11 protein-coding genes are annotated in these 11,229 nt (G+C 42.5%); 3 read left to right on the top strand and 8 right to left on the bottom strand.

Going from position 1 to position 11,229, the window contains the following annotated elements; translation table 11 throughout:
* From H9626_RS15000 to lnu(AN2), 3 genes are all read left to right on the top strand, one after another.
* Positions 1-211, top strand: a 211-nt coding sequence (locus tag H9626_RS15000) for a hypothetical protein (protein WP_225231025.1), incomplete at its 5' end; no start/stop codon positions are given.
* A 124-nt stretch (positions 212-335) separates the two neighbouring features.
* Entirely contained in the window at positions 336-1,541 is a 1,206-nt protein-coding gene (gene mef(En2), locus H9626_RS13705; RefSeq protein ID WP_191710838.1) for a macrolide efflux MFS transporter Mef(En2), read from the top strand.
* Between the two features lie 24 nt (positions 1,542-1,565).
* Positions 1,566-2,078 carry a lincosamide nucleotidyltransferase Lnu(AN2) gene (lnu(AN2), locus tag H9626_RS13700; protein ID WP_009038171.1) on the top strand — a complete coding sequence of 171 codons (513 nt, stop codon included), beginning with the start codon at positions 1,566-1,568 and terminating at the stop codon, positions 2,076-2,078.
* A gap of 445 nt (positions 2,079-2,523) precedes the next feature.
* Here lnu(AN2) and H9626_RS13695 read toward each other — a convergent pair whose 3' ends face one another.
* The 8 genes from H9626_RS13695 to H9626_RS13660 form a co-directional block, all read right to left on the bottom strand.
* The gene (locus tag H9626_RS13695; RefSeq protein WP_004308780.1) at positions 2,524-2,877 is read right to left on the bottom strand and encodes a nuclear transport factor 2 family protein; all 354 of its coding nucleotides are present in this window, start codon (positions 2,875-2,877) and stop codon (positions 2,524-2,526) included.
* Positions 2,878-2,965: 88 nt separating this feature from the next.
* Positions 2,966-4,369 (bottom strand): hypothetical protein, encoded by a 1,404-nt coding sequence (locus tag H9626_RS13690; RefSeq protein ID WP_004308779.1) that lies wholly within the window; start codon positions 4,367-4,369, stop codon positions 2,966-2,968.
* A gap of 211 nt (positions 4,370-4,580) precedes the next feature.
* Positions 4,581-5,537 carry a DUF8464 domain-containing protein gene (locus tag H9626_RS13685; RefSeq protein ID WP_025077123.1) on the bottom strand — a complete coding sequence of 319 codons (957 nt, stop codon included), beginning with the start codon at positions 5,535-5,537 and terminating at the stop codon, positions 4,581-4,583.
* Between the two features lie 212 nt (positions 5,538-5,749).
* Entirely contained in the window at positions 5,750-6,826 is a 1,077-nt protein-coding gene (locus tag H9626_RS13680) for an AAA family ATPase (protein WP_008766855.1), read from the bottom strand.
* 14 nt (positions 6,827-6,840) lie between these two features.
* Positions 6,841-7,149, bottom strand: coding sequence for a DUF3853 family protein (locus tag H9626_RS13675; protein WP_004308776.1), 309 nt, complete (start codon positions 7,147-7,149; stop codon positions 6,841-6,843).
* 224 nt (positions 7,150-7,373) lie between these two features.
* Complete coding sequence (locus H9626_RS13670) at positions 7,374-8,417, bottom strand: hypothetical protein (protein WP_004308775.1); 1,044 nt, start codon at positions 8,415-8,417, stop codon at positions 7,374-7,376.
* 8 nt (positions 8,418-8,425) lie between these two features.
* Entirely contained in the window at positions 8,426-9,721 is a 1,296-nt protein-coding gene (locus H9626_RS13665) for a PDDEXK nuclease domain-containing protein (RefSeq protein ID WP_032582750.1), read from the bottom strand.
* A 63-nt stretch (positions 9,722-9,784) separates the two neighbouring features.
* The gene (locus H9626_RS13660; protein WP_004308773.1) at positions 9,785-11,068 is read right to left on the bottom strand and encodes a site-specific integrase; all 1,284 of its coding nucleotides are present in this window, start codon (positions 11,066-11,068) and stop codon (positions 9,785-9,787) included.
* Between the last annotated feature and the right edge of the window lie 161 nt (positions 11,069-11,229).

Genomic DNA, 11,229 nt, shown 5'->3' with positions numbered 1-11,229 from the left:
TCTCTCCGCAACAAACGCTGAAAATCAGCAAATTGCAAAACAAACACCCAGTTTTGCACCCAAGAATGTAAAGTCGGGTGTTTTTGTTTTATTTAAGATAATACAACCACTACATAATAAAAGAGTAGCGATATTAAAAGAATCCGATGAGAAAAGACTAATATTTATCTATCCATTCAGTTTGATTTTTCAGGACTTTACATCGTCCTGAAAGTATTTGTTATTGTATTCCAACGTCAGGAGTGGATTATAATACAAGTTTTTTGTGTGGATAGAATTTCGTTTTGCTTAATGTACGAAAGTACTTATCTATAAACGCATGAAATATTAGCACAATGAATCATTGGAAATCAACTTTGGCCGTGATAGGAATAGGCCAACTCATATCTATTTTAACAAGTACGATTGTTGGCTTCTCCATTATTTTTTGGATTAGCAACGAATTTAAATCCCCGACAGCTTTATCTCTGGCTATTTTAGCTGGATTTTTACCACAATTTGTATTAGGCTTGTTTGCCGGGGTCTATGTTGACAGATGGAATCGAAAGAAAACGATGTTTTATTCGGACTTGTTCATCGCGTTCTGTACCCTATGTCTTTTTATTGTGATAACCAAGGGTTATAAAGACCTTTCTTTTTTTTATCTATTGACTGCTTGTCGTTCAATAGGCAGTACGTTTCATGCACCTGCTTTACAGGCAAGCATCCCTCTACTGATTCCCAAGCACCATCTTGTCAGGGTATCAGGTTTGTACCATTCCATTCAATCCTTCAGTGAGGTGATAGCTCCCGTTGTAGGGGCAAGCCTCGTTGTTTGGCTTCCCATACAGTATATTCTGCTCATAGATGTGATCGGAGCTGTTGCTGCTTGTCTGACCTTACTTTGTGTCCAGATTCCTTCTCTTCAAAAAACGAAAGTTCTTCCAGATTTCAAAAAAGAACTGACGGAATGTTGGCATACCTTGCGGCGTACAATGGGCATTTTGCCTTTATTCGTATGCTTTACGCTGGTGACTTTTGTCCTTATGCCTGTTTTTACGTTATTTCCTTTTATGACGCTTCTGCATTTCAACGGAAACATTTTGCAAATGGGAGTTGTGGAAATGGGTTGGGGCTCAGGGGCATTGTTGAGCGGTTTAGTACTTGCCTGTAAGGCTTTGAAAAGCAAGCAAACATTAGTGATGCATACGGCTTATGTGATATTGGGATTGTATCTGATTAGCGCCAGTTATTTACCATCAAGCGCATTTATAGGTTTTGTTTGCCTAACATTTACAGGAGGCATAGCCTATTCCATTTACCATGCGCTTTTCATCGCTATTATTCAGCAGAACTTGGCTTCGGACATGCTTGGACGGACTTTTTCTCTCATCTTTAGTTTGAGTACCTTTCCATCAATGCTGGGTATCGTAGCTTCAGGATATTGGGTGGAAGCATGGGGTATCACATCCGTCTTTATGATCAGCGGATGGGTTATCTTTCTGATTGGAGTGGGTGCAAATTTTATTTCTTCAATCAAGCAGTTGGATAATTACGCATAGTATTATTTATTAAAGAATTATTATATGACAAAGAAAGAACACACTACGATTACAGAGTTATTTCAAGTTTTGGACTTGTTGGAAAGCCTGGACATGCAGTTTTGGTTGGATGGAGGCTGGGGAGTGGATGTCTTGTACGGACAGCAAACCCGCTTGCATAGAGATATTGACATTGATTTTGATGCCAATTATACAGACCAACTCCTTGATCTTTTGCAGGAGAGAGGATATCAAATTGAAACAAATTGGTTGCCCACCCGTATGGAACTGTATAGCAAAGAATTAGGCTATATTGATATCCATCCTTTTGTCTTGAATGCGGACGGCACTTCCAAACAAGCCGACTTGGATGGAGGCTGGTATGAATTTCAACCGGACTATTTTGGAACAGCAGTCTTTGAAGGCAGAAGCATCCCTTGCATTTCTGCAAAAGGGCAACAAGTATTCCATTCGGGCTACGATTTAAGAGAGAAGGATATTCACGATTTATCTATAATTAAACAATGTATAACAACAATGAGCCTAACAATTAGATAAGAACAAGAAAATGACAGAAAAACAAATTGTCTGGTATATCTTACTTACAGAAGTAAAGATAGACAGTGACACCCAGTCTGTCACATCCCTGAGTGTAGCTCCATTGGCAGTCTTGCCGGAATTCCAGCGTAAGGGAATTGGGGGGGATGTTGATTCAGTAAGCCCATCAGAGGGCAGCACTTTTGGGTTACGGCACAGCAGTCGTATTGGGGCATAAAGAGTATTATCCTCGATTTGGCTATCGCAAGGCTATCGATTTAGGAATTGAATTTCCTTTCGAAGTCTCTCATGAATATTGCATGGTGGCTGAATTAATACCTGGAGCTACTGAGAATGTGAAAGGTATGGTTTGTTATCCAACTGACTTTAAATAGTTTAACAAGTAAAATTCATTATATAACTCGGACTGGGTATTTCAATTTCCCAGTCCGTATTCTGATAGTACTTATTCAATTGGAAGATTGTGTTGCTTCAAGAATGAAAGTTTATCCCAATACCCTCTTTGAAAGACGATTTTGTTATCTTTTACATGAAAAAATCCGCATCCACGAAGTCCAAGAGAGTCTTTCCATTCCATGATAGCCCATTCGCCATCTTCAAAAATATTTTCCACCATACAAACCATTTTAGCAGTGGCAAATTCATTCACAAACATTTTGTAGATTGATTCTTTACCTATTATTGGTTCGTTTGCGACTTGATGATTTACTGCATTAGTAGCATACAGCTCTGCTATATGATAAGCATCTGCTTTGTTAAAGCAATCTATCCATTTTTCCAAAACTTCTTTAGGCTTCATTTTTTATAAATTCTTAGGATTTTGATTCTGTAATAAAAACAATCTGTTTGGATGCATAGATACTTGATTTTATTAATAATAGGCTATTCTATATTCTAAATCCTCTGGATTTTTGCTCTCTCTGCACCGAGTTACGTAGATTCTGCTGTAACTTTTCCCATTGTTCCTTAAACCATTGTACTATGGGTTGTCGGTTTATGGTCAGCATAAGCTTACCACTATCCATCGGATGTTTCTCAACCCTAAAAATATCATTCTTGATGTCAAATTTCCACCTGTGTTCTTCGGAATAAATTTTGCCACTACATTGTATGGATTCTTTCTTTGTCAAGAGGTTTTCTATCATGTCTTTGGTAAACCCGATAACAGCGCATAATTTTTCCATTCTCAACATCTCTTTGAACATGGGAAACCATTTGTGGGCTTTTTCAAGCAAGGTGCTCAATCGTGATATTTCCTTGTCTTTGGCTTCAAGTTCTTGATTATGTATTCTTTGAAGATTACGAATTTGTCTGCTATGCTGTTCCTGTATTTGTTGTATCTGAATTTTTAATTCATCAGTAGCTTTGTCCCGTTTGGTAATTTCCTGATGTAGCTGCTCGATGTGATGTTCCAGTTCTTTCAGCTTACCGCTTCCGAAAAGAGAACCTACACCGCTTGCTATGGCGGTAGCAGCATTGGTGGCTGTTTTCTTTAGTTTGTCCGTGCGTATCTCTGCTTTTACCTGTTTGAGTTCCTGTTCGGCAAGGCTTACTTGTTGTTCCTTGTGTCGCTTGGTTTCCTCTATACGTTGCAGTTCGGCTTTCTGCTTCTCAATGATGAAATCATTTCGTTCCAGATGCTCTTTACCTGTGACAGCTTTTGCCTGTCCACGTTCCATCAGGAGAATATCGGAAGCAAGGGTCTGCATGGTTGCCATATCCTCGTCATTGAGCTTTCGGCTCTTTCCAGTTTCATGGTTCATCCAGTCGAATACGACATGAGCATGATAATTTGGTTTGAACCATCTGTTACCGACTTGGAAGCTCTCCTTGTCTTCTGCTTCCGGCTGACCGTTCAGCCAATGCCCTTCGTCTTTATGCAGGAAAATCTGTAGCGGAGTGATGCCCCAGCGTCTTTGGCACTCTTCACCGAATTTGCGTACATCAGCCAGTGTGGTGTCCGGTCTGATAAGCAATACTCCTTCACGGATGGGTGAGCATCCCGCCACCTTGATAATCTTTCCATTCTTTCCCTTGCGTTCCCTTTCCTTTTCCTGCATGGCACGTCCGGTCTTTTCCTTGACCATTTGCTTGATATTGTCATAATGAGTTCGCAGTTCGGGAGTGCCGAAGTCGGGATTTATCCACTGTTCGTTATCGGTGGAAAGTTCGGGAACGACATAGATTCTGGACTCCCCGATATTACGCATATACTCGGCAGTCCTTCGGTTGTGTGCCTCGCTCGATGCGATGTTGCAAGGCTTGATATGTATGCTTGATTTTGTTGCCATAGCTTCTTTCCTTTGTTTACAATTGATTTACTTTGCTCGCTTTCGCAGAGGGGTTCTTAGGGGTAACCCATAAGCGGAGATTGCAAAGAGAGGGTCACTCTTTGCTCGGGGTTCTCAGGGGTGAAACGCCCTGAGTGGGTCATTAGGGCAAAGCCCTAATCCCCTCGGGAGAGCCCACAACTACGAAAGCGAAGCGTGTAGTTATAGTGGGCTATAACTGGAAGCCGTTCTTCTTTTCCGGTGATTGGCTGCGCACCCCTTTGGCGGACTGGAGCTGCCTTTTTCTTTCAATCTGTTTCTGTAAGTATTCGTTCAAGTCCTTGCATCCTCTGTAAATCTGCGAAGCGTCCCGGAGGTACCGCTCTCTGCCGTATTCCATGCGGATTTGCCGGAGTGCTTCCAGTCCTGCATGGTCGTTGTCGAAAAAGCAGTGGATGCGTTCGTAATTGCCCAACGGATAGAGAGCCTTGTTTACATTCGATACGGAGTTCAATACAATGTAGTCCTGCCCGTCCAATTCCGGATAATTTGGGCAGCTCTCTTGTCTCAATGTCAAAAAGGAGAGGTAGTCCATAAATCCCTCGAACACATAACAGGTATTCCTCGCTTTTCCCGACTGCCTGATGTGGGAGATTTCCTTTGGGGCGATGCAGCCCTTGAAATAGCGGTTGCGGATTTCATATCCACACGAACCATTGGGAAAGGCGATGGCAAAGTACCGCTTGCCGTTGTGAGTGAAACGTGCTTCACTACATTCTCTTTTCGCCAGTTTTATGTTAATTCCTCTACCTTGTAAGTAGGCAAGCAGGGCAGTAGATGACAGCGGAACAATCTCCAACTGTTGGAAGCTCGGCTCGGAAGAGTTTTGCTTTCCAAAAGAGAAAGATACCGGGCGCACGTGCGGTGTCTGCTCTGCTATCCGTTTCAAGATGTAAGGTACATGGTCGGTAGCGTACAGGTGTGCAGCCAGTTCTATGATACCACCACCTTTACCCAAACCGAAGTCATACCATTGTTCACGTTCGGTATTTACCTTGAACGAGGCTTCGGCTTCTTCCCTTAACGGTGATTTATACCACAGATTGACACCTTGTTGCTTGACGGGAGAATATCCTAAACTATGCAGATAATCCGCTATTCTGATTTGCTTGGCTGTCTGTATATCCATAAAATGATTGTTTTAGTAGTTGGTGAATTGGTTTATTTTTCTTTTTGCCCGTACCTTTTTAGGAAGTACGGTCTATAATCACTTCACTAAATTCTCGTATATATAGGATACGGTAATAAAGTGAAGTGATTTAGTCCCATTCCCCAAGCACTTCACTATATTCCTAATATATACACCCCGAGAATAAAGTGAAGTGATTGCAGGGAAATGGGCTAATAGTGGAAGTCAGGCATGAATGTGTATTTTCTGCCTGTCTCCTGCACTATCATCCGTTTGTTGCGGAGCATGGTGATGAGCGATACCGCCTTTTTATGGTTCAGCTTTACACCCACTGACATATAGGTCTTGATTAAGGCATCTTCCAGTTCCTTGTAGCCGTATTCCTCTTTCAGCCCGAAAACGGCTTCCAATGCGATACGGTGCTGCTGCTCGGTGATATGCCTGTAAGGGTCGAACTTCTCTTCTTCGGGTCTTCCCGGCTTCTTTGTTTCAGGTTTGTATCCCTCAATGAGTTCGGGAAGGGCTTTGTCGTTGATACGGAATGCGAAAGGCTCAAAGTCCATTGCCCGGATGTGAATGGCTGAAACATGGCTGATGTCACCGTTGCCCTTGTCCTTTTCTACCTGCAATACGGTTTCCGCCTTGTTGTTCAACTCCGTACCAATGTGCCCTCTTGCGTTCTCATCCCCTTTGTTCTGATGCAGTATCGTATGGATATGTATCTGCCTGTCGTCCGTCCACTGCATCAGCTTGGATATGATGCGTGTTGATTCACTGGGGCTGTTGATGTCATACACCATATCCCGTATGCCGTCTATAATTACAAGACCGATTTCGGGTGTATTGTAAATAGCCTGTTCCACAATCCTGATACGCTGCTCAGGCGTGTATTTTCTTAAGGCAAGAAATTCAAGATTCTCATTGTCCCTATCATCTGGCAAACCAGCCATTCGCAAAATGCGCGTCATGACTTTCAGACAATGGTAAGGGCTTTGCTCTGTATCAACATAAAGCACTTTCCGCTTATCTTCAGGCAGTTCAGCCACATACCGCAGCACTGTGCCGTTCTTCAATGCAGCGGCTACGATAGCCGATACATTGAACGTTTTTTTACTTTTGGCTTTGCCGATGGATGCGCTGAAATTACCCAATGTCCCAATGACAGAATCATGTACTTTAAGGATTTCAGGTGCTTTCTCATAACTTTTCGACAGGCTCAAACGTGAGGCTTGCCAAAGGATTATGGCTTCTTCAGCCGATATTTCCTTAGTCTCTTTCATATAGTCCATAGCCATGCCTCCCGTTATTTCCGTCCTCCTGTTTTCTTTCCAGCCAGTTCAAGGGCAAGCTCAACATCCACGATAATCTTACGTCCTATCTGAGTGATTGCCTTGTCAATCTTTCCGCTTTTCTTGATACGGTTGGCGGTGGGTAGGCTGCACCCGAACAGTTTGGCTATGCCCAGTATTCCGTACACATATTTTCTTTCTGTGTCTGTAATGGGCTGTGGCTGCGTTTCCGTTTGACGGGAAGCGTGCTTACTTAGGAATATGAACTCTTCACCTGTCATCTGCCAGACGGGTTTTGATAATAATTCTTGAAGATTTTTCATCGTTCAATCTATTTAGTCGTTTAACAATCAGCCCTGCGCACTGGCTGTTATCTCTGTTCTCGAACGATGCAAAATTAGGTAGGGTTGTAAGTGGTAAGGATGTGGTTGATATAAATGGAATATCTTGTTATTTATCTGAATATCAGATAATAAAAATACCACTCAAAAATTTAATTTGAGTGGTAAAAGTGGTTGTTTCGTAAAATGTCAGGGCATATCACAGATTATCGGAATATACCATCCATTTCTTTGGCAAATTTCCGGTTGCTGTCACTGGGGAAATCGGAAACAGGCTCTTTGTACTTTGACTTGTAGTAGCTTTCCTCAATATCCAATATTTTCAGGATATTCCTCTTCCAATTCTCCCTGTCCTGTTTGGGCAGTTTTTCGCTCATCAGGAATATCAGATAGCAGGTACGTATTTTTTCTCTCGGTCTGATTTGGGGTTTGGTGTCGCTTGGTAGCAGGTTCATGCAGGTATAGAAATCATGTTCGGAAATATTCTCGAACTGTTCTCCCACGCAGGTTACATGAATGAGCGAAAGCAGTTCCATATTGAAATACTCAGTCTGTTTCGTTCCCAGCACTTCTTCCTGTATGTTGGGGGCATTTGGTTCTTGTTCGGCTGGCTCTTCCGGCTCGTTTGTTTCATCAAATACATATTTCGCCAATGTCTCTTTGAGGTGGCAGCCCAGCCGATAGATTTCATTGAAACGGCTTTTTGCATATTGCAGGGCTTTCTCTCTGGTCTGTTTTTGCAGATCGTAGAGTTCGGTCAGCTTGTTTTTTTTCTCCTCGTATTCATCTTTGCACCGTTCATATTCCATTTCCGCACGCTTTTCATCCTCTGCAGTGTGTTCCCGATAACCTATGGAATCGTATCGGTGGTATGCTTCGTTTAGCGGAGCATGGAGCTTGGTCGTCTTGTATTGCTGTTCTTCTATGGCTTCTTTATAGATTTCTGAAACTCGGAAGCAGATATTGTAAACGGTCTGTTCATCCGGCATACATCCTTTCTTGTAATAACTTATGTTTTCGCATACTTCCTTTTTCAGGCTATTCAGAATCAGTGTGTATTGCTCCTGTGGAAGATGAAACACCAGTTCAAGAATGGCTGTTTCAAGAACCGTTACATCATTGTAGTCCAGATAGAACTTGGTAATGAATTTCTGCTTTTCAAAAGAGAAACCTTTATTATCAAACCAGTCTTTATATATTCTGTTCAATTCTCCGTATCGGGGAATCAGCGTTGTAATTACATCTTTCATGGACGCAACTATTTTTGAGTGTTATTGTCTTTGTCAAGGAAAGAGGCCAGTTCTTCTTCCACTTCTTCCACGCTGGGCAACGCTGATTTCAGTTTCTCGGGAATCGCTTTGCTCAATTGGTAATCGCTGATGCCGATGGGCTGGTCATAGCCTGTCAATGCGTATTGTGCCACAACTTCGTCTTTTCCCTTGCATAGCAACAACCCGATAGTCTTGTTGTCATTCTCTCCCCTCAGTTTATCATCCACCACATTGATGTAGAAGTTCAGTTGTCCTGCATACTCCGGTTTGAATGGGGTAGCCTTTAATTCTACCACGATATATGCGTGCAACGGAATGGAATATAGAATCAGGTCGGCAAAGAAATCGCTGTTTCCGACTTGGAAGTGCTTCTGCCGGGCAACGAAGGCAAAACCGTTGCCCATTTCCAACAGGTAGCGGGTAACGTGTTTCACCAGCTGTTCTTCAATATCCCTTTCGTCTGCTTTTTCTTTGGCTCCTGCCAAATCAAAGATGTACGGGTCTTTGAGTAGGTAATTGGCAAGGTCGCTTTGTGGAGCCGGAAGTGTGGTCGTGAAATTGTTTACCTTGTTGTTGCTGATTTGTCGGCTATACAAATCACTGTCAATTTGCATTTTCAATACATTGCTGCTCCATCCCATTTCCACAGACTGCTTCATGTACCAGTAGCTTAGACCTAAAGGTAGCGAACTGTCAAGTATAGTCATTTGGCTTGTCCAGTTTATTTTGGCTATAGGAGAGGTCAAGAAAACTTCTTCTATTTCCCTGATTCCCATCCTGTAAATGGCAGACACGGTTTTTCCCACATCTTCAAATTGCGCAGGAACTTCCTGCGTAATTGCTAATGATTGACAATCAATCGATTGCATTTGTGCAGTAAGTTCCTGCGTAAATTGCTTGTCATTCAGTTTTAATACTTCATTGGTCACACTCTGTATGGTTGGGACAGACAGGCTTGCATCTGTTTCTATGAAACTTTGCAACGCTCTTAAAGGATATGCTTTTGCAAACTGGCACATATAGGTAAGGTTACGTTCCGAATAGCCTTTCTTTTCAGGGTAATGCAGTCGGATAGCCTTTGCCAACTGCTTGATGATTTTGCTTCCCCATCCGTGCAGCTGCTGGTGATAAAGGATGTAATTGCCTATCTTCCAGTAATGGAACAGCATTTGTGCATTGGCTGCAACAATCAGCCTTACTTGTGCCTGTTCTATTTCCGAACCGACCGCTTGTATGAATGCATCAAAATTCGTTTTCTCTATGTTGGATTCCTTGTTGCTCATATTGTGATGATAATTTCTACAAATATAGTCATTGGTAACTATCTATGAAACTGTTTGATACTTTTATAGTTGATTAAACTTGTTCATGGCATTTGCCTTAATATCATCCGCTATGTCAATGTAGGGTTTCATAGCTTTGTAGTCGCTGTGTCCCGTCCATTTCATGACCACCTGTGCCGGGATTCCGAGAGCCAGCGCATTGCAGATGAATGTCCTTCTTCCTGCATGGGTACTGAGCAAAGCGTATTTGGGTGTGACTTCATCAATACGTTCATTTCCCTTGTAGTAGGTTTCCCGTACAGGCTCGTTGATTTCTGCCAGTTCGCCCAGCTCTTTCAGGTAATCGTTCATCTTCTGGTTGCTGATGACGGGCAGAGCCATGTAATTCTCGAAATGGATGTCCTTGTATTTGTCCAGTATGGCTTTGCTGTATTTGTTCAGTTCAATCGTCAGGCTGTCGGCAGTCTTGACTGTGGTTATTTCGATGTGGTCGGACTTCACATCGCTTCTTTTCAGATTGCGAACATCCGAATACCGCAAACTCGTAAAGCAGCAGAACAGGAAAACATCACGCACACGTTCCAGGTATTGCTTATCCTTGGGTATCTGGTAGTCTTTCAGCTTGTTCAGTTCATCCCAAGTCAGGAAGATTACTTTTTTCGAGGTGGTTTTCAGTTTCGGTTTGAACGTATCGTATGCAATGTTCTGATGATGTCCTTTCTTGAAGCTCCAGCGCAGGAACCATTTGAGGAATCCCATTTGCTTGCCGATGGTGCTGTTTCTCATATCCTTGGTGTCACGCAGGAAGTTGACGTATTCGTTCAATCCAAACTCGTTGAAATAGTTGAACGTTGCATCCTCCTTGAACTCTTTGAGGTGGTTCCTCACTGCTGCAAATTTTTCATAGGTGGATGCCGTCCAGTTATTCTGGTTACCGCACTCTTTTACAAACTCATCGAACACCTCCCAAAAGCTGACAGGGGCTTCTTCCGGCTGTTCTTCGCTGGTGTCTTTCATTCTCATGTTGAAAGCTTCCTTCAACTGTTGGGTCGTTGGCATGACCTCCTGCACCTCAAATTCCTTGAAAATATTCTGGATTTCGGCATAGTATTTCAGCAAGTCCGTATTGATTTCGGCTGCACTTTGCTTTAGCTTGTTGGTACATCCGTTCTTTACCCGCTGCTTATCTGCATCCCATTTGGCTACGTCAATCCGGTAGCCCGTTGTAAACTCGATGCGTTGGCTGGCAAAGATGACACGCATACGGATGGGTACGTTCTCTACGATTGGCACACCGTTCTTTTTCCGGCTCTCCAATGCAAAAATGATGTTGCGCTTGATATTCATAATTGGGTGCGTTTGAAATTCTACACCCAAATATACACCCAATTATTGAGATAGCAAAAGACATTTAGAAACATTTACTTTTACTCTATATTGTAATTTACACTTGATTATCAGTCGTTTGCAGTTTTATGATATTCTGTGAAAGTATAAGTTCGAGAGCC

The organism is Phocaeicola faecium (assembly GCF_014837055.1).
Taxonomy (GTDB): Bacteria; Bacteroidota; Bacteroidia; order Bacteroidales; family Bacteroidaceae; genus Phocaeicola; species Phocaeicola gallinarum.
This window is presented reverse-complemented; position numbering and strand designations above follow the sequence as displayed.

What these genes read in the sequence shown, in the direction of transcription:
- H9626_RS13695 (WP_004308780.1), bottom strand. Translation starts at nt 2,877, where the DNA reads ATGAAGCCTAAAGAAGTTTTGGAAAAATGGATAGATTGCTTTAACAAA.
- H9626_RS13690 (WP_004308779.1), bottom strand. Translation starts at nt 4,369, where the DNA reads ATGGCAACAAAATCAAGCATACATATCAAGCCTTGCAACATCGCATCG.
- H9626_RS13685 (WP_025077123.1), bottom strand. Translation starts at nt 5,537, where the DNA reads ATGGATATACAGACAGCCAAGCAAATCAGAATAGCGGATTATCTGCAT.
- H9626_RS13680 (WP_008766855.1), bottom strand. Translation starts at nt 6,826, where the DNA reads ATGGACTATATGAAAGAGACTAAGGAAATATCGGCTGAAGAAGCCATA.
- H9626_RS13675 (WP_004308776.1), bottom strand. Translation starts at nt 7,149, where the DNA reads ATGAAAAATCTTCAAGAATTATTATCAAAACCCGTCTGGCAGATGACA.
- H9626_RS13670 (WP_004308775.1), bottom strand. Translation starts at nt 8,417, where the DNA reads ATGAAAGATGTAATTACAACGCTGATTCCCCGATACGGAGAATTGAAC.
- H9626_RS13665 (WP_032582750.1), bottom strand. Translation starts at nt 9,721, where the DNA reads ATGAGCAACAAGGAATCCAACATAGAGAAAACGAATTTTGATGCATTC.
- H9626_RS13660 (WP_004308773.1), bottom strand. Translation starts at nt 11,068, where the DNA reads ATGAATATCAAGCGCAACATCATTTTTGCATTGGAGAGCCGGAAAAAG.